Genomic DNA, 18,683 nt, shown 5'->3' on the forward strand with positions numbered 1-18,683 from the left:
AGGCCAGCCTCAGAGTTCGCTCGCCAGGCGCGTCACCATCATCGTCTCGACACCGTGCAGGGCGCCTTCGACGTCGCGTTCCCAGATCGCGGGATCGACGATGACATCATATTTGCGGGTCTTCGACATGCCGCCGCCGAGCAGCAGGCCGACGGCATTGCCCAGCGCCTCGCTGGTCTTGTCGCCGCCGGTGCGGGCGTCCTTCATCTGCTGGATGGCGGGGGTGTCGACGACGAGCGGCGCCTGCACCTCGAAGCGCATCCGGTTCATCATGTCGGTGACGCCGGGTTTGGCGTTAGGCGTCATCAGCCATAATTGGGTCGCGATCGGGCGGATCGCGATCGCGGCATCGCCGCTGGTCCGCGCGACCGAACGGAAATGGCCGAGAAAGCCGCTGTCGCTGCTCTTCAGGCTCGCGAAATCGACCACCGCGCGGAAGCCGAGCACCGCCGCGCCCGATTCCTCCATCAGCTTCTGCTCCCTGGGCGGCAGCATCGCGGTCTGGAAGCCGCCGAAGCTGCCCGCGCCGGTATAGGCGATGTCCTGGGTCGGCAGATAATAATAGGTCATGCCGGCGGGCACGAAGAATTTGGAATTGACGCCCTGATGGCCGTCGACGCTGGTGCCGCTCGGCTTGCCGCCGGCCTGCAGCGCGACATAGTTGGGAAAGGCGGCCGCCGCCTGCGGCGTCAGCACGGTGACCCCCGCCGCGGCCAGATCGGCGAGCAGCTTCGCGTAGAGCCGGTCGGTGATCGCCTGCATCTGCTCGGCTGTCGGCCCGACCAGCCGCACCATCGTCTTGCTGGTCGAACCGCCGCTGATATTGGCCGAGACGTCGCTGTCGACGACGAACTGCACCTGAAAGAACGGGATCACGACCGTCTTGACGCCCTTGGCCGCGCCGGGCCGGTTGACCCAGATCAGGCTGGCCGCGTCGGCGGCATGATCGGCGGCAGGCGCGAACGCGACCTCCTTCATCAGCTTGGGATATTTTTCCGCCTGCGCCGCGGTCGCGGCGAACAGCCCGGTCAGGGCGACGAGCCCAATGATATGCTTATGCAACGCGTACCTCCCCGTGACGGGGCGCGAGCGCCCGCCCCTGCGCTGTCGTCTAGGGTCGGAAGCGCGCACCCGCATCCCCTCGAACAGGGGGGCGGCAGGCCATGTGGGCGCCATTCCGCGCGGTCACTTCAGCGGGATGCGAAGCCGGCTCGCGGTTCCCCCCGTCTCGACGGGGGCGATCATGAAGCTGCCGCCGAGCGATTCCGCGCGTCGCCGGGCATTGGCGAGGCCGTTGCCGGGCGATATCGCGCGCTCGACGCCGCGCCCGTCGTCGCTGATGACGATGACCAGCATGTCCTCGTCGAGATCGACGCGGATCCGCGCCTGCGATGCCGCCGCATGACGGATGATGTTGGTCACGCTCTCGCGGACCACCGACAGGATGTTGCGATAGCAGCCATAGTCGAGCCGGCGCTGGTCCTCGCCCGCGGAGGTGAGCGGCCAGTCGAGCGCGATCCCGACGGCTTCGAGCCGCATCTGGGTTTCGTGCCGGAGATTGGCGAGCAGCGCGTGCAGCGATTGCCCCTCGCCCGAAAGACCGGTGACGATCGTCCGGATGTCGGCCATCGCGCCGCGCACATCCTCCTGCATCGCGCCGGTATCGGTGCGGTGCAGGCTGGTCAGCAGCCGCGCGCTGACATCGTCGTGGAGATCGCGCGCGATCCGGCTGCGTTCCTCGGACACGCCGCGCATATAGCCGTCGCGGGCCTCGATCAGCCGCCGGACCAGCTCGGCGAAGCGGATGGCGATGTCGAGATCGGGCGGCGCGAACATCCGGGCGCCGCCCCCCGGATAGCGCAGCAGCAAGGCCGCCGTCCCGATCGGCGACGGCCAATAGAGCGCGCTGCCACCGTCGCGGATCGCGGGGTGCGCGTCGCGATAGCCGACAGGATCGACCTCGAGCGGATCGAACATCGCCGCGGCCGCCGCCCGCCAGGCGTCCTGCGCGGCCGCAGCGGTGGGCGCCAGCGCCATGTCGCCGGCATGTTGCAGGAAGTCGCGGGTCTGGCCGTCGCGCAGCCGCTCGGCGCGCCGCAGCAGCGCTTCGCGCGCGGGCAGATAGAAAACGGCCCCCACCACCGCCGCGATGAAGAAGGCGAGATCGCGTTGCTGGGTCACTTTCGCGAGCAGCACCGCGTCGAGGACGACGAACAGCAGGATCGCGCAAGCCGACAGCAGCATGCCCAGCGCCCAGCGGCCGAGCGCGAACAGGCGTGCGCGGGTGATCGCGATGCCGAGCCCGAGATAGGTGAGCAGCAGCAGCGGCGCGGTCATGTCGGGCTGGACGAGCGGCCGCCCGCCGCCGACCTGCCCGATCAGGGTCAAGGCGCCGAACAGCAGCACCGAGACGCCGGTCCCGATCGCGATCGGCATCAGCCCGGCGCGGTGGACCGGATCGCCGCGCGATCGCCAGCCCTGCAAGCCGACGAACAGCAGGATCGCGACGCTTTCGAGCGACACGACGAGGATCGCGATGTCGACGGTGTTGGGCGCGGCGTCGAACAGGACGATCAGGCCGACGACGCCACTGACGATCGCCAGCAGCCACAGCCAGCGTGTCGGCAGCAATGGCAGCGGAAAGCGCGCGAACAAGGCGGTCAAGGTTCCGGCGCAGAGCAGGCCACTGAGATAATTGACGACCAGCATCGCCTGATCGACGCGGCCGCTCAGGCCGAGGCCCGGCGAGATATTGAGCGCGGTGGTGGCGCAGCCGACGAGTAGCCCGATCCCGCTTGCCGCGAACATCGCCGGCGCCCAGGCGCGCGGACGCAGCACCCAGACCCACAGGCCGACCAGCGCGGCGGCGGCGCCGGCGATCATCGACAGCCAGAAGCCGACGCTGAGATCGGACAGGCTGCGCGCCCGGGCGGTGGCGACGAACCGCGCGTCGCCCGCGACGATATCGACCGGGCCGGCGGCGATCATCGCGGCGAGCCGATCGCGATCATGCCAGTAAAGCGCGTTCTCGGCGGCGGTGCCGCGCGGTTCGGTCACGCCGGGCAACAGCGACGCCGGCAGCGCGACCTGCTCGCCGGTCCGCCGCGAACGGAAAGCGACGGTCGATGTTCCGTCGACGATCGCCTGTCGCGACCGGTCGAACAGGATGATCGCGCCATCGTCGCCCATGTCGGCATCGACCGAGGCGAGCGGAATCCGGAGCATCAGCACGACGCCGCCGAGGGTCAGGCACAGGATCGCGAAGGCGCAGGCGCGCAGCAGCAGATGCGGACGCGAGAACAGGCGGGTGCCGCCCCGAAACGCCCCGGTATCGATCGTCATGCCCCATTCCCCCCACGGAGAAGCATAGCCATCGCGTCAGCGCTGTCGATGGACCGCGATCACACCAGCCCGCGGCGCACCGCCTCGACCGCAGCCTCGGCGCGGGTGCCGATGTCGAGCTTGCGGTAGATGGTCTTGATATAGCCCGATACCGTCAGATGGCTGATCCCGAGCGAGGCGGCGGCTTCGGACACTTTCAGCCCGCGCCCGATCAGCCGCAGCACGTCGGTTTCGCGCGGGGTCAGTTCGGCGAGAGCGGACTGGCCGGTCAGCAGGCGTGCATGGTTGCGGAAATGGCCGAGGATGCGTTCGGCCATCGCCGGCGATATCGGGCTTTCGCCCTGCTCCATCGCGCGCAGCCGGCGGATCATGTCGGCGGGTTCGTGATCCTTGAGCAGATAGCCATGCGCGCCGGCCGCCATCGCCGCGAGCAGATGATCGTCGTCGTCGTACAGGGTCGTCACCACCGGGCGGGCCGCCGGCAGGCGCGCGAGCAGTTCGCGGATGAAGTCGACTCCTGAGCCATCGGGCAGGCCGAGATCGATCAGGCACAGCGGCGCCTGGCCATCCGCCACGGTGGCGAGCCAGCGCCGCGCCTCGGCGAGGCTGCCTGCGGTCGCGATGATACCGAGCGGCCAGGCGCTCTTGACGAGCGCGGTCAGCCAGTCGCGGGTGGCCGGCACATCCTCGAGGATGAAGAGTTGCCTCGTGTCAGCCAGATCCTCGATAGTCTTTCCCCATGGCGTTTCGTCCGATGGTCCGGACGGCCTGTCTTCAGCGCCGGGCGTAAGGGAATTTGCCGCGGGAGGCACTCCCCTGTTCTGGGGATGCGGTGGAAAGCGAGAGGATCAGGCGATCCGCATGGCCATGATCCGGGCGCGATCACTCCTGCAGCGCCCGCGTGACCGCGGCAAAGAAGGCGAAGTCGTCGAGTTCGAGGCGGGAGCGCTGGCTCGGCTTGGGGCGCGCGCTCAGCACGACGATCACCACCTGCTCGCGCGGATTCACATAGATGAACTGGCCGAAGATGCCGGTCGCATAATAGGCCCCGTCATGGGTGGGATCGGACTGGTCGGGAATCCACCACATATAGCCATAGTCGACCGGCTTGCCGCCGATCCGGCGCGGGCGCCCAGCCTCCTCGAACCACCCGTCGGGCACGATCCGCCTGCCCGCGACCATGCCGCCGCTGGCGGCGACGAGGCCGAAGCGCCCATAGTCGCGCAGCGTCGCGGCGAGTCCGCCGCCGGCCAGGGTCAGGCCGCCGTCATTCTCGGTCCACCAGCGGGCTTCGCGTTCCATCCCGGCCTGCGCCCAGATCTTTTCCGACAGATAGCGGGTCAGCGGCCTTTTGGTGGCGGCCTCGACGACGGCGCCGAGCACATAGGTTTCGCCGGTGCTGTAGTTCCAGACGGTGCCGGGCGCAGCAGCCCGGGGAAGCGCGCGCATATAGTCGACGATCGTGCCGGGGCGGAACAGCATCTGACGGGCGAGCAGCTTGCGGCGGTCGGACGACGGATCGGTATAGGTCTCGCTCCACTTGGCTCCGGACGACATCGTCAAAATGTCGCGGATCGAGGCCCCGTCATAGCCGCCGCCGCGAAAGGCCGGGACATAGCGGGTGACCGGATCGTCGATACTCTGGACATAGCCATCGCGGATCGCCGCGCCGAGCAGGGTCGAGGTCACCGACTTCGCCATCGAGAAGCTCGACCAGCGCGTGTCGGGACCGATGCCGAGTTCATAATCCTCGAGCCTGATCTCGCCCTTCTTCAGGACGAGCAGGCCGGCGACCCGATTGTCGGCGAGATAATCATTCATGTCGAAGCTACGGCCGCGATCGGTGAAGCGGATTGCCGGAAACGCCTTGCCCGATCGCGGCAGATCGGAAGAGCGAGCGCCCTTCGCCACGGTAGCAGAAGGAAACAGCCGATCGATCCGCGAAAAGGTCGCCACTTCGAGGTCAGGGCGCATCGCGCCATCGAACATCTGCGGCAGCGTGGCGATCGGCGGCTCCGACGCGGCGCCCAGCAGCAGGCCCGCGGCCAGCATCAGCGCGATAGTCCGCTTATGACGCCCGATCATCGTTCAGACCTCCCTCAATCCGGCCACAAGTTCGAGTTCGAGCAGGCCGGACGCCGGCAGGCTCGCCACCCCGACCGCCGATCGCGCATGCGCCCCGGCCTCACCGAAGAGCGCGAGGATGAGCCGGGAGGCCTCGTCGACGACCCGCGAATGATCGCGGAAGCCGGGAACGGCATGGACGAAGCCGCGGACGAAGATCACCTGGTCGATCCGGTCGAGATCGATAACGGCGGCGATCGCACTCAACGCGCGCAGCACGCATGCCCGCGCGGCCCGGGCGATCGTTGCGGGATCGCTGTCGTCGTCCACCGGGCCTTCGATGACGCTGGCGCCGTCGCGGCTGAGCTGGCCCGCGACATGGACGATGCCGTCGCGGACGACCGCGCTGCGATAGAGACCCTGCGGTTCGGGTGGGGGCGGAAGCACCAGGCCCAACTGCCGCAGCCGGTCATGGAGGCTCACCGCCGATGCTCCAGCGCGGCGCCACCGCTGTGGTCGGGCACGACCGCCCCCGACAGGAGGCAGCCCGACCCCGCCGGATCGGGGCGGATGTGGATCGCGCTCGGCCGGCCCATCGCCTCGCCCTGGAAGACGACAAGTCCGTCGCGCGGCGCGCCGAGCCCATGATAGAGCGCCGCCGCGGCGATCCCGGTCGCCGGATCCTCGAGATAGCCCGAACTGCGCGGAAATTGCCGGGCATGGACCTGTCCCGGATCGCCGGGCGCCCAGGGGTAGAGGCCGGTCGACCCGATCCGATCGCAGGCAAGCCGCACGGCCTCGCCGTCCGGCGCCAGCGCGTGGAGCTTCGCCGGCGATGCGAGCGGCACCAATGTCTTGATGCGGCTGGTCGCGGCGTTGAGCACGGCGTGGCCGGGATGTAGGTCCGCCATCGTCAGGCCCAGCGCCCGCAGCGCCGGTGCGGGATCGACCGGCAGGCCGTATCCGGCAGGCTGGCTGATCTCGACATGCTGCGTACCGCGCCGGGTGATGACGAGGCCCGACAGCGTCTCGATGCGCAGCGAGGCGCGCGCGGGCGATCGGCCGAACAGCAGCCAGGCCGCGCCCAGCGTCGCATGGCCGCACATCTCCATCTCATGTTCGGGCACGAAGAAGCGGAAGCGATGATCGGCTTGTTCGGCGTCGGTGGGCGGAAAGACGAAACCGCATTCATGCCCGGCGCTCGTAGCGACCGCCTTCATCGCGGCGGCGTCCATCCCGTCGGCGTCGAGGATGATGGTGCAGGGATTGCCGCCGCCTTCGGCCGCCGGAAAGACCGAGATATGGGCGATGTCGCGCGAATGGATCATGGCCCGATCCTATCGGCGCGCCCGCGACCCGGCGCGCCCGATCGGGACTCAGTTGGCGCGCGATCGGGCCATCGACGGCGGCTGCCCGCCATGGCGCCGAAACAGGCGCGCGAGGTGCGACGGCGATCCGATCCCGACCGCGGTCGCGGCGGCCAGGACGTCCTGGCCGGCCGCGATCCGCCGTTCGGCCTCGCGGACCCGCTGCTGCGCAAGATAGTCGGTCACCCCGACGCCGACATGGCGCCGGAACAGCCGGGTGAGATGGCGGCGGGACAGGCCGAAGCGCGCGGCCAGCGCATCGAGACGATGTTTTTCGCGCAAGCCGCCCTTGAGATAGGCGGCGATCGCGAAGGCGAGCGCACGGCCATGATCCTCGCCGGTGCGCGCGGGCATGTCGGTCAGCGCCTCTTCGAGGATCAGCCGTTCGGTCAACGCCGCGCGGGTCGAGCCCGGCGGCAGCGCGGCATGATAAGCGAGCAGCGACGGCAGCGGCCCGGGCGCCGCCGCGATCCGGAAGATCTCGTCGGCCATCAGCCAGCCCGCCATCCGGGAGGTGGCGGGATAGAGGGCGAGATGGCGCGAGGCGGCGTCCTGCGAAATCGTGCGGTGCATGATTCGCGGCGCGACCATCAGCGCCTCGCCGGGACGCACCATCCGCGGCGCGGCCCCTTCGGCGAACTGGCAGATCATCGTGCCGATCTGCGGCATGATCAGCATGGCGCTGTCGTGCATGTGCCAGCCGGTGCAGTAGCGGTCCGCTGCCCTGCCTAGGTCGGTCCAGTCGAGATCGGCGTGATTTGCCATTGGGGGGCACGATAAGCGAGGATGGACGATCGGGGAACTGGCAGGATGGGGAATGGCGAATCCGGTCGGTCGAGCGGCTGGGAATTCAGTATAGTGTCCCTGCATTTGCGATGTGATCCAGCCCCGGTCATCGCAAGTGGCCTCGACTGATCCGCTGCTAAAAGCGCACCGTCACGTTTTTGCCACCGTTTTTGCTGGTTGCAGACATTCGGGGTGCCTGTCAGCATTACGGAATGACCCCCGTCCTGCAGCATGAACTGATCGAGAGGCTGGCGTGAAACGCTACCTTGCATATCTCGCACCTCAGGTCGTTGGGGCTGCGATAGCCTATGCAATCCTCATAGTGGTCTATTTCGGCATTTGTTATGTGCGTGGGGGCGTCCATATCGCGTCAGTCGGAGACGCGTTGTTCCGCGTTGGCGCGGGTCTCGGGGGCGCGATCGTGTGCGGAATTATCTGGGCGGTTTGCACCGACGTAAGTGACCGCCGCTTACGATAGCTGATTGACTGCATAATCGCTTATTCTGGCTTGGGAAGTATCTGCTTCGGTTCGATCCCGCCGGATAGCGGGTCTCGGCCGCGAGGTGCTGCAATGGGGCTCGCGCGGCTTGCCCAGTGTCAGCGATTCAGCCACCCTGCGAATATGCGTCGAGAAGAATCATCCTTCGGTCAATTGTCAGCACTATCTGTTCATACTTGGATCATGTGCTCATTTATCGCCGCTGGGCTTTGCCTTCTGCTTTGCGGCTGTTCCTACATGTACGAAGTGGATGCGCATTATCAGGGAGACAAGCTGATTTTGGATTCGAAGGGCGGTGGCTGGCTCGGTCCGGCTCCGTGTATCAGTGATTTCTCGGTAAACGACGGAGCGCGTGTGGTGTGGGCTATCGAAGAGACGCCGAAACGTAGCTGCTCGGGTCGCGGCGATTTCCCTCTGACATACGGCACGGCACCACGAGGATTCACCACGCGCAAGACGCCCGAAAAATTGATCGACGGACATGTCTACACCATAGAGGGGGGTGCGGGGATACGTTATCGTGGTCGCTTTCGACAAACGGTCCGGATGGTCTATGATGCGACCAATCTGCGAGATCGATAGCTGCAGACATGGGCTTGGCTTTGAACGGCTGACTAATTGCGGATAAACAGGATTTCTTGTGTTTGCTGCGTTGGATCGCCGTTATGCTCAGCGATTTAACGGGCGCGGCAAAAACTGCACTGTAACCGTTTTACCGATTTGCCTTCGCAGAGCGACTTGGTTCAGCCGTTCGCACGCGCGACGGCCTCCCTGAACCGATCAGCCATACGCTGGGCGAAGAGCACCACTGCTTCTTCTATGGCGTCGGGCTGGTCACGGTCATCGCCATAGGTGAGATGGTCATATCGGTCGTCCAAAGCGTCCCACTGCGCTTCGGTGAAGCCGCTGCCGGTAGCTCCATGCGCAGCTTCCTGAACGACATCGGCTTCTTCGGCGAGGCCGAGCAACCGGTAGGCGTCGATATACGCCTCGGCGGGCTCATCGATAGCTTCGAGATTTGATAGCGCCTGCTCAAGCCCGCCGTTCAACCAGTCTCGGTGCACGCGCAGCACGCGTCCCGCGCGCTCCTCCTCCTCTGTACTCGGCTCCCAGTGGAGCACCTCATAAAGCGCATCCGGCACGCCCAACGCCGGATCGAGAGCGGCAAGCACGATCATCTACTCACAAAGCAGCGACTTGGCTGATTTGTCAACAAGGCCTAGCGTGAACAGTTCTTTGTTAAAGTATACTCCTCCTCACAGCGACGCGAATTCTCCGTAGGCGCCCTGGAAGAACAGCAGCGGCCGACCCGGTGTCTCGACCTCGAGCGCGACGACCTTGCCCAGCACGATATAATGGTCGCCGGCCTCGTGGACCGCGTCGAGGGTGCAGTCGATCCAGGCAACGACGTCGTCGAGGATCGGCGAGCCGTTGGCCGAGTGGCGGTGCGAGACGCCGGCGAATTTGTCGCCGCCGCTCGACGAGAATATCTTGCACAGCGCCTGCTGCTCGCTCGACAGGATGTTGACGCAGAATTTGCCGATCCGCTCGATCTTCGGCCAGCTCGTCGAGCGCTTGTCGGGGAAGAAGGCGACCAGAGGTGGGTCGAGCGAGACCGAGGTGAAGGAGCCGACCACCAGCCCGGTGGCCTCGCCATCGGGCTCGACCGCGGTGATCACGCAGACCCCGGTCGGGTAATGGCCGAGCACGCGCCGGAAGGTCGCATTGTCGAAGCTCGGGCTGCTCATCGGTCGCTCTTTCCGCTGATGTGGTTGTGAAGGCGGTAGCCGGAGGGGGATCGGCTTCGCAAGAGGGCCTCGCGCGGGATTGCGCGCGATTGGCATATGAGTTTTCGTTATGACGGGCCTGATTCGGTGCCTGTGTCCGCCAGTTGCTCACCTGAACGGGTCTGGGCCTCCCTTTCCTCCGTCATTCCGGGCTCGACCCGGAATCTCCCTGCCTTTCGCAACGAAAGAAGAAGAGAGATCCCGGATCAAGTCCGGGATGACGAGGGTAAGTTGGCGCCCATGGCGCCACGTCCGAACAGATTGGCGGGCGATTTGGAGCAGGGCGACCGCCCTGCCCCAAGCTCACCCGCCCAGGCTCACCCCATGGTGGGGATGATGAAGGCGCTGTCGCCGGCGCCGCCGTCGGGCCAGCGCTGGGTGACGGTCTTGACCTTGGTCCAGAAGCGCACGCCTTCCATGCCATATTGGTTGTGATCGCCGAAGCCCGAGCGCTTCCAGCCGCCGAAGCTGTGATAGGCGACCGGCACCGGGATCGGGACGTTGATGCCGACCATGCCGACATTGACCCGCGAGGCGAATTCGCGCGCGGCGTGGCCGTTGCGGGTGAAGATCGCGACGCCGTTGCCATATTGGTGCTGGCTCGGCAGCGCGATCGCCTCCTCGAACGTGTCGGCGCGGACCATCTGCAGGACGGGACCGAAGATCTCTTCCCGATAGGCCGACATGCCGGGCTTCACATGGTCGAACAGCGACGGGCCGACGAAGAAGCCTTCCTCGTGCCCCTGCAGCTTGAAGCCGCGGCCGTCGATGACCAGTTCGGCGCCCTCGTCGACCCCGGTCTGGATCCAGCCTTCGATCTTCGCCTTGTGGATCGCGGTGACGACCGGGCCATAATGGGCGTCCTTGTCGGTCGACACGCCGACCTTGAGCGCCTCGATCGCCGGGATCAGCTTGGCGCGCAGCCGCTCGGCGGTGTCCTGGCCGACCGGGACCACCACCGGCAGCGCCATGCAGCGCTCGCCCGCCGACCCGAAGGCCGCGCCGCACAGTTCCTCGACCGCCTGGTCGAGATCGGCGTCGGGCATGACGATGCCATGGTTCTTGGCGCCGCCCATCGCCTGGACGCGCTTGCCGGCGGCGACGCCGCGGCTGTAGACATATTGGGCGATGTCGGACGAGCCGACGAAGCTGACCGCGCCGATCGCCGGATGATCGAGGATCGCGTCGACCATCTCCTTGTCGCCGTGGACGACCTGGAACACCCCCTCGGGGAGCCCCGCCTCGAGGAACAGCTCGGCGAGCCGGTTCGGCACCGACGGGTCACGTTCGGAGGGCTTGAGGATGAAGGCGTTGCCGACCGCGAGCGCGACCCCCGACATCCACAGCGGGATCATCCCGGGAAAGTTGAACGGGGTGATGCCGGCGCCGATGCCGAGCGGCTGGCGCATCGAATAGACGTCGATGCCGGGGCCCGCGCCCTGGGTATATTCGCCCTTCAGGGCATGGGGGATACCGCAGGCGAACTCGACCACTTCGAGCCCGCGCTGGATGTCGCCCTTCGAATCCGCGATCACCTTGCCATGTTCGGCGCTCAGCATCGCCGCCAGCTCGTCCATGTTCTTCTCGATCAGTTCCTTGAAGCGGAACATCACCCGGGCGCGCCGCTGCGGGTTGGTCGCCGCCCAGGCCGGCTGCGCCTTCTGCGCCGCCGCCACCGCCGCATCGAGCACCGCCTGGTTGCCCAGCGTCAGCCGCGCCTGGACCTGGCCGGTGTTCGGATTGAACACGTCCGAAAAACGCGTGGTCTCGAACGTGGGCGAGCCCGCGATCTTGTGCGACAATTCCCGTATCCCGGCCATCAAGCCCTCCTGTGACAATGGCGATGCCAATCTTCCGCTTTTCGCGGCGAGGCAAGCGCGAACCGCCGCGAGGGTCCGCACCGATCGACACATATCGCCGTCGGGATGGATCGAACCGATCATGGTCATCCGAAGAGCAATATGACGCCGAAGGCGCGCAGCTTCGCTCGATATCGAAACCCATCAGGCGATTATGGCGTCAGTCGAAGCTCGCTCTCGCGGTGGAGCACGCTGCCGAAATGATGCTTCCAGAGATCGGCGCCGAGATTGGCGGAGCGGTCGAGCGACGAACCGACGCTCAGCCATTTGAGCAAGGTCGGGTGGAGACCGGCGTCGAACAGCATGAAGCCCGCGGCGAGGCAGCATGTCTCGGCCTGGATGCCGCAGACGAACACGCGCTCGACCGCGAGCGCCCGGAGATGATCGATCAGCGCAACCGGCGGCAGATAGCCATGTTTGACGAAGATGCGGTCGGCGTCGACGAGGCTGTCGTCGTTTGCGCCCGGTTTCCAGCCGAGCTGGCGCTCGAACGGGGTCGCCGCCTCGTCATGCCGTTCGACGGTCGCGACGGTGTAGAGCCTGGTCGCCAATGTCCTGATCTGCGCGACGATCGTGTCGGGGACGTCGAAGCTCGGCTGGACGTCGACGACCAGCAGGGCCTGTCGTCGGGGCGTGAGGTGGTCGGTGGAGAGCTCCGTCATGGTTCGGCTTAGGGCGATATCGCGGTCGGTGGAAGCGTCGGTTCGCGTTGCGCGCCCCCCGGCTCAGGCCGGCCCGGTCCAACCGCCCGCGGTCGCGACATAGAGCCGCGCGACATTGAGATATTGGCGGGCGCGGGCGTCGACCAAAGCGAGGCGGGCGCGCTGGTAGAGGCGTTCGGCGTCGAGCACGGTCAGGATTCCCGTATTGCCAACCTTGAAGCTGCGCTGCGACAGGTCACGGCTGCGCCCGGCGATGTCGACCGCGTCCTGCTGGTTCGCGACCGAGCGCTGGTCGCTCTGGAGCGCCGCGAGCAAGTCGGCGACCTGCTGGAACGAGGCGAGCACGGTCTGGCGATAGGTGGCGGCGTTGGCGCGGGCGGTTTCGACCGCGGCCTGGCGCTGCGCCTTGAGGGTGCCGCCATGGAAGATCGGCGCGGTCAGCCCCGAGAAGATATCGAAGCCGCGAAAGCCGCTCGAGAACAGGTCGCCGGCACCGGGGGCGGCATAGCTGATCGTCGCGCCGATCGAGATATCGGGATAGAGCTGCGCGGTGGCGATCCCGACCGCGGCGGTGGCGGCGTGGAGATCGGCCTCGGCCTGGAGGATGTCGGGCCGGTTGCGCACCAGCTGCGACGGCAGCGCGACCGGCACGTCGGCCGGCAGCGCGAAGCCGGCGAGATCATAATCGGTCGGCCCGAGATCGGCGGGCGCCACCCCGATCAGGGTCGCCAGCATGTGCCGCGCCTCGTCGAGCTGCTGGCGGAGCTGGGGCAGGTCGCCGCGATCATTGGCGAGCTGGGCCTGGACGTTGAGCACCTCCACCATCGTGCCGTCGCCGGCGCGGCGGCGGGCATCGGTGAGGTCGACGAGATGGCGGTCCTCGTCGAGCAGATGTTCGGCGGTGGCGATGCGGGCGCGGATCGCGGCGATCGTCAGCACCTGGGTGACCACCCGCCCGGCGATCGTCAGATGCGCGGCCTCGGTCTGGCGCAACTGCGCCTCGGCCTGGGCGCGCGCCTGTTCGACCCGGCGGCGGTTGGCGCCGAACAGGTCGAGATCGTAACTCACCCCGCCGCCGACGGTGTAGAGGTTGAAGGTCGGGTTATCGATCGACGCGCCGGGCACGCCGCCGCCGTCGAAGCCGAACGCGGCGAGATTGACCTGCTCGCGCTCGATCCGGGCATTGGCGTCGACCTGGGGCAGCCCCCTGCCCGCGACCGCGGCGATCTGGGCGCGGGCACGGGCGAGCGTGGCATTGCTCGCGGCGAGGCTCGGGTTGCCGGCGATCGCGCGGTCGACGAGCGCGTCGAGCGCGGGCGAACCGAACGCCTTCCACCAGGCGCGCGCGGGGGCGGTGCCGAGGGTGGCCTGGGGGGCGATGGGGTTTGGAGCGGTGGCGTCGTCGGGGGCGCGATAGGCGGCGGTGGTCGGGGGGGCGGCCGGGCGTTCGAAGTTCGGGCCGACGGTGCAGCCGACGAGGAGCATGGCGGAAACCAACGTCGCCCCGGCGGAGGCCGGGGCCGCCCAAGGCAAGAGCACGCGGGCTCCGCACGCGAACCCGATCTGGATCGGATGCTCTCGGCGTTCGCGTCGGCTGATGCTGTCCTTACCTTGGGCGGCCCCGGCCTCCGCCGGGGCGACGGGCATGGTTTCGGCTCTATTCCACATGCATCATCACCGTTTCGTCATTGCCCCGCCGGCGCCGCGGCGGGCGCATCATCAGGATCAGGGGGGCGATCGCCAGCATCGTCACGAACAGCGCCCAATAGCCGTCGACATAGGAGACCATGCTCGCCTGGCGGCTGATCTCGGCGTTGAGCGCGACGACCGCGCCGGGGGCGTCGAAGTCGAAGCCGGGGAGGCGCAGGTCGAGCGCGGGGTTGTCGGGGCGCACCCCCTCGACGAGCCGGGCATGGACGGTGGCGGCGTTGCGATAGGTCATCGTCTGGAGCACCGAGATGCCGACCGCCGAGCCCATGTTGCGGATCAGGGTGTAGATCGCCGCGCCCTCGTTGCGGAAATGCGGCGACAGCGTCGCAAACGCCATCGTCGACAGCGGCACGAACAGCAGCCCGTTGCCGATCCCGCTGAGGAAGCCCGAGACCATCACCTGGCCGTCGTCCATCTGCAGCGAGAAGCCCGACATCAGAAACATCGAGATGGCGGTGATGCTGAGCCCCACGCCCATCAGCAGCCGCGCATCGACCCGCTGCATCAGCGGGCCGACCAGCAGCATCGACAGCATCGTGCCGACCCCGCGCGGGGCGGTGGCGAAGCCGGTCAGGATCACCGAATAGCCCATCAGCTGCTGGAGCATCGACGGCAGCAGCGCCAGCACCGAGAACAGCATCACCCCGACCATGAAGCCGAGGAAGCAGGCGACGGTGAAGTTGCGGTCGCGGAACAGCTTGAGATCGACGAAGGGCAGCCGGGCGGTCAGCATATGGACGACGAAGGCGTAGAAGAAGAACCCCGCCAGCGCCGCCTCGACGCAGATTTCGGTCGCGTTGAACCAGTCGAGCTGCTGGCCGCGGTCGAGCATCAGCTGGAGCGAGGCGATCGCCAGCGCGAGCATCGCGAAGCCGAAAAAGTCGAGCCGCCGGACATGCTCGTCGCGGCTCTCGGCGACGAAAGCCGACATCGCGAAGAAGGTGGCGATGCCGACCGGCACGTTGACGAAGAACACCCAGCGCCAGCTCAGGCTGTCGGTCAGCCAGCCGCCGAGCAGCGGCCCGACGATCGGCGCGAGCACCGACCCCATGCCGAAGATCGCCATCGCCTGGCCGTGGCGTTCGGGCGGGTTGATGTCGAGCAGGATCGCCTGGCTCATCGGCACCAAAGCCGCCCCGAACACCCCCTGGAGCAGCCGGAAGATCACCAGTTCGTCGAGATTGGTCGCGATCCCGCACAGCACCGAGGTGACGGTGAAACCGAGGATCGACACCAGCATCAGCCGCTTGCGCCCGAAGCGGTTGGCGAGCCAGCCGCACAGCGGGATCGCGATCGCCGAGGCGACGATATAGGAGGTCAGCACCCAGGTGATCTCCTCCTGCGAGGCGGAGACGCTGCCCTGGATGTGCGGGAGCGCGACATTGGCGATCGTCGTGTCGAGCGCGCTCATGATCGTCGCCGCCATCAGCGTCATCGTGATCAGACGGCGCCGGACGGGATCGGGATAGGCGCCCGCGCGACCTGGCGCTCCGCTCATCGCGCGGCCGACATTTCCGGCAACGTTTCCGGCGGCGTTGCCGAGCCGAACAGCCGCCGGACATGGCCGGTGTCGACCTCGACATCGGCGCTGAGCCCGGCCTGGAGCGGCAGACCGGCGGGCACCCGGTCGAGATCGAGCCGGACCGGCAGCCGCTGGACGACCTTGACCCAGTTGCCGGTGGCATTCTCGGCGGGGAGCAGCGCGAAGCTGCTGCCGGTGCCGGGGCTGAAGCTGGCGACGCGGGCGGTGATCGCGACGTCGGGAAAGGCATCGACCTTCACCGTCGCGCGCTGGCCGATCCGCATGTAGCGCAGCTGGTTCTCCTTGAAATTGGCGGCGACCCAGATCCGCCGGCCAACCAGGGTGAAGACCGGTCGCGCGGCGGCGACATAGCTGCCGAGCTGGAGCTGATCGACGCGGGTGACGACGCCGTCCTGCGGCGCCCGCACCGTCGCATAGGCCAGGTTGAGCCGGGCGCGGTCGAGCACCGCCTGGGCGGCCTGGACCGCCGGCGCGATATCGCTGCCGTCGCCGGTCAGGGTCGCGCGGCTGCTCTCGGTCGACTGCTCGCTGGTGGCGACCGCCTGGCGCGCGGTCTGCAGCGCGAGCACCGCCTGTTCATACTGGTTCTGCGACGAGATGCCCTCGGCGAGAAGCTGTTTCTGGCGCGCGGCCTCGCCGACCGCATAAGCGAGCTTCGCGCGCGCCGCTTCGATCCCGGCCTCGCCCTCGCGGACGTCGGCGCGGCGGGCGCGGATCTGGGCGCGGGCATCGGCGAGCCGGGCCGCGGCCTCGTCGATCGCCGCCTGATACGGCCTGGGGTCGATCCGGAACAGGATCTGGCCGGCCCTGACCGCCTGGTTCTCCTGGACCGCGATCGCGACGACCTGGCCGCTGACATTGGCGGCGATCGCGACCTGCCCCGCCTGGATCGCGGCATTGTCGGTGCTCTCGTAGCGGCCGCCATGGAGCCAGACCGCCAAGGCGCCGAGCAGCAGCACCGCCAGCCCGCCGAGCAGCAGCCAGGCGCGCAGCCGCGCGCGGCCGCTCCACCGCCGTTGCGTGTCGGTAACCGCGGCGTTGACCGCCGCGGCCGATCCACCGTCGGGGATCAGCTCGTCGCCGATCATGTCATGGCCATAGCCATGATCGTCCTGCCTGTCGGTTGCCGCTACCCCGGCGCCTGCCCTGTCCACTGTCCCACCTTCGACCTCTGGGCCTTCGCCGCAGAAAACCCCGGACCCTGCCCGAAGTGTAATGTTCATTTCCCCTATTACGCGCGGCACATCGGGCCTAATGAATATTCGGGCGACATGGTATGAGCCAGATTCATGAAGACCGATCTCAACCTGTTGCGGGTGTTCGACGTGCTGATCGAGCTGGGCAGCGTCAGCCGCGCCGCCGACCGGCTCGGCCTCACCCAGTCGGCGGTCAGCCATGCGCTGGGCCGATTGCGCGAGCAGCTCGACGATCCGCTGTTCGTGCGCGCGCAGGGCGGATTGCGGCCGACCCCGCGCGCGATCGAGATCGCCGCCAAGGTGCGCGAGGGGCTGTCGCTGCTGCGCGACGCGGTGCTGCATCCGCTGTTCGATCCGGCGACGACGACGCGGATCTTCACGCTGGCGGCGAGCAGCTATTTCTGCGTGTCGCTGCTGCCGCGCGCGATCAGCCTGGCGCGGCGCGAGGCGCCGCTCGCCCAGTTCCGGATCGTTGCGCCGGGGGACGATCCGCTGGGCGGTATCGAGGACGGGTCGGTCGACCTCGCCTTCAGCAGCTTCGACAAGGTGCCGTCGCGGTTCGTGATGCGGCCGCTCTACAAGGAGAAGCTGGTCTGGGTCGGCCGTGCCGACGGCCCCGACGGGCCGGTCGGGGCCCGCGCGCGGCTGGCGGTCGCGCGCAGCCGCGCGGCTTCGGCCGAGCCCGCCAGCGGGCTGGGCACGCTCGAACGGCGGATCGCGACGCTGCCCGAGGGCGCCGAGCCCGGGCTCAATCCGGTGATCATCCATGACGCGCTGAGCGCCGGCGCGTTCATCGCCAACAGCGACCTCGTCGCGCTGCTGCCGGCGCAGCTCGTCCGCCTCGTCAGCGACCGCGCGGGGCTCAAGGTGCTCGAGAACAGCGACCAGGACGATATCGCGCTGTCGATGATCTGGCACAGCCGCGCCACCGCCGACGCGGCGCATGGCTGGCTGCGCGGGATCATGGCGAAGACCGCGGCGGAGATCGAGGGACGGGGTGGTCCTTAAGATCCTCCCTGCGCGCAGCGTGGGGAGGATCTTGCTAGACCGCGAAACTATACCCGCCATTGACCGGGTAGGTCTGCCCGGTGATCCACTCGGCGCCGTCCGAGCAGAGGAACAGCGCCATCGCCGCGACGTCGTCGGGGCGGCCCATGCGGCGGATCGCGTAGCGGGCGGTAATCGCCTTGGCCTGGTCGCTGGCGAGGAAGGCGGCCTTGGTCGGTTCGTCGAGCGGGGGTTCGAGCGCCGACAGCGAGATCGCGTTGCAGGTGATGGCGTAGCGCCCGACTTCCTTGGCGATCGCCCGGACGAAGCCGGCGGCGCTGGCCTTGGCGGCGGCATAGACCGCGAGCCGCGCCTCGCCGATCCGGCCGGCGTCGGACACCACCGTGACGATCCGGCCCTTGCCCTGCCCGATCATCTGCGGGATCGCGGCGTGGCAGCAGTTCATCACCCCGCGGACATTGGTGTGGAAATAGCGGTCCCAGTCGCCCGGATCGGTATCCCAGAACAAAGGCGACGGGCCCATCTGCATGTTCGGACCGGCATTGCCGGCGTTGTTCACGAGCAGACCGATCGGTCCGAGCTTCTCTGCCGTCGCCGCCATCGCGGCCTTCACCGCGGCGTGATCGCCGACATCGGCGGGGGCGGCGAAGCCGGGGACGCCCAATGCCTCGATCTCGGCGACGACCTCGGCCGCGCGTTCGGGGACGAAGTCGTTGACCGCGACACCGCCAGCATTGTGGTGCGCGAGCGCCAGCGCGATCGCGCGGCCGGCACCCTGCCCCGCGCCGGTGACGAAGGCCACCTGGCCGCCCAGATCCAGCGGGTCGTTCCCGATCATCTCCATCCTCCTTATGTGCAAA

At 67.9% G+C, this 18,683-nt stretch carries 17 protein-coding genes; 2 read left to right on the plus strand and 15 right to left on the minus strand.

Translation table 11 applies throughout. From position 1 onward, the window contains the following. Positions 1 to 9: 9 nt before the first annotated feature. The 7 genes from AC1RM6_RS07000 to AC1RM6_RS07030 form a co-directional block, all read right to left on the minus strand. Positions 10 to 1,062 carry a hypothetical protein gene (locus AC1RM6_RS07000; RefSeq protein WP_493099428.1) on the minus strand — a complete coding sequence of 351 codons (1,053 nt, stop codon included), beginning with the start codon at positions 1,060 to 1,062 and terminating at the stop codon, positions 10 to 12. Between the two features lie 123 nt (positions 1,063 to 1,185). Next, a complete protein-coding gene (locus AC1RM6_RS07005) occupies positions 1,186 to 3,342 on the minus strand; it encodes a sensor histidine kinase (RefSeq protein WP_493099430.1) in 2,157 nt (718 codons plus the stop codon). Between the two features lie 59 nt (positions 3,343 to 3,401). Next, complete coding sequence (locus AC1RM6_RS07010) at positions 3,402 to 4,154, minus strand: response regulator (RefSeq protein ID WP_493099432.1); 753 nt, start codon at positions 4,152 to 4,154, stop codon at positions 3,402 to 3,404. Between the two features lie 70 nt (positions 4,155 to 4,224). Next, entirely contained in the window at positions 4,225 to 5,427 is a 1,203-nt protein-coding gene (locus AC1RM6_RS07015; protein WP_493099434.1) for a serine hydrolase domain-containing protein, read from the minus strand. Between the two features lie 3 nt (positions 5,428 to 5,430). Beyond that, entirely contained in the window at positions 5,431 to 5,889 is a 459-nt protein-coding gene (locus AC1RM6_RS07020) for a RidA family protein (protein WP_493099436.1), read from the minus strand. Then, the gene (locus AC1RM6_RS07025; RefSeq protein WP_493099438.1) at positions 5,886 to 6,734 is read right to left on the minus strand and encodes a PhzF family phenazine biosynthesis protein; all 849 of its coding nucleotides are present in this window, start codon (positions 6,732 to 6,734) and stop codon (positions 5,886 to 5,888) included. Before AC1RM6_RS07025 ends, AC1RM6_RS07020 begins: the two co-directional genes overlap by 4 nt. Before the next feature lie 48 nt (positions 6,735 to 6,782). Then, the gene (locus AC1RM6_RS07030) at positions 6,783 to 7,538 is read right to left on the minus strand and encodes a helix-turn-helix domain-containing protein (RefSeq protein ID WP_493099440.1); all 756 of its coding nucleotides are present in this window, start codon (positions 7,536 to 7,538) and stop codon (positions 6,783 to 6,785) included. A gap of 757 nt (positions 7,539 to 8,295) precedes the next feature. Here AC1RM6_RS07030 and AC1RM6_RS07035 point away from each other — a divergent pair. Then, positions 8,296 to 8,640: a hypothetical protein gene (locus AC1RM6_RS07035; protein ID WP_493099442.1), complete on the plus strand. Its 345-nt coding sequence runs from the start codon at positions 8,296 to 8,298 to the stop codon at positions 8,638 to 8,640. Positions 8,641 to 8,801: 161 nt separating this feature from the next. Here the strand turns inward: AC1RM6_RS07035 and AC1RM6_RS07040 are convergent, their stop codons facing one another. The 7 genes from AC1RM6_RS07040 to AC1RM6_RS07070 all read right to left on the minus strand — a co-directional run bounded on the left by AC1RM6_RS07040 (position 8,802) and on the right by AC1RM6_RS07070 (position 16,707). Then, positions 8,802 to 9,236, minus strand: a complete 435-nt coding sequence (locus AC1RM6_RS07040; RefSeq protein ID WP_493099444.1) for a DMP19 family protein — start codon at positions 9,234 to 9,236, stop codon at positions 8,802 to 8,804. A gap of 78 nt (positions 9,237 to 9,314) precedes the next feature. Further along, positions 9,315 to 9,806, minus strand: a complete 492-nt coding sequence (locus AC1RM6_RS07045) for a flavin reductase family protein (RefSeq protein ID WP_493099446.1) — start codon at positions 9,804 to 9,806, stop codon at positions 9,315 to 9,317. 356 nt (positions 9,807 to 10,162) lie between these two features. After that, a complete protein-coding gene (locus tag AC1RM6_RS07050; protein WP_493099448.1) occupies positions 10,163 to 11,665 on the minus strand; it encodes a CoA-acylating methylmalonate-semialdehyde dehydrogenase in 1,503 nt (500 codons plus the stop codon). A 191-nt stretch (positions 11,666 to 11,856) separates the two neighbouring features. Beyond that, positions 11,857 to 12,366 (minus strand): cysteine hydrolase family protein, encoded by a 510-nt coding sequence (locus tag AC1RM6_RS07055; RefSeq protein WP_493099450.1) that lies wholly within the window; start codon positions 12,364 to 12,366, stop codon positions 11,857 to 11,859. A gap of 63 nt (positions 12,367 to 12,429) precedes the next feature. After that, positions 12,430 to 13,851, minus strand: a complete 1,422-nt coding sequence (locus AC1RM6_RS07060) for an efflux transporter outer membrane subunit (RefSeq protein ID WP_493099452.1) — start codon at positions 13,849 to 13,851, stop codon at positions 12,430 to 12,432. A gap of 172 nt (positions 13,852 to 14,023) precedes the next feature. After that, a complete protein-coding gene (locus tag AC1RM6_RS07065; RefSeq protein ID WP_493099454.1) occupies positions 14,024 to 15,574 on the minus strand; it encodes a DHA2 family efflux MFS transporter permease subunit in 1,551 nt (516 codons plus the stop codon). Continuing rightward, a complete protein-coding gene (locus AC1RM6_RS07070) occupies positions 15,571 to 16,707 on the minus strand; it encodes an HlyD family secretion protein (protein ID WP_493099572.1) in 1,137 nt (378 codons plus the stop codon). The genes AC1RM6_RS07065 and AC1RM6_RS07070 overlap by 4 nt, the downstream gene beginning before the upstream one ends. A 201-nt stretch (positions 16,708 to 16,908) precedes the next feature. On the opposite strand from AC1RM6_RS07070, the gene AC1RM6_RS07075 reads away from it, so the two are divergent. Continuing rightward, entirely contained in the window at positions 16,909 to 17,823 is a 915-nt protein-coding gene (locus tag AC1RM6_RS07075) for a LysR family transcriptional regulator (protein WP_493099456.1), read from the plus strand. Between the two features lie 34 nt (positions 17,824 to 17,857). Here the strand turns inward: AC1RM6_RS07075 and AC1RM6_RS07080 are convergent, their stop codons facing one another. Further along, positions 17,858 to 18,661, minus strand: coding sequence for an SDR family NAD(P)-dependent oxidoreductase (locus tag AC1RM6_RS07080; RefSeq protein ID WP_493099458.1), 804 nt, complete (start codon positions 18,659 to 18,661; stop codon positions 17,858 to 17,860). Between the last annotated feature and the right edge of the window lie 22 nt (positions 18,662 to 18,683).

Source organism: Rhizorhabdus sp. GW822-FHT03C02 (assembly GCF_058801765.1).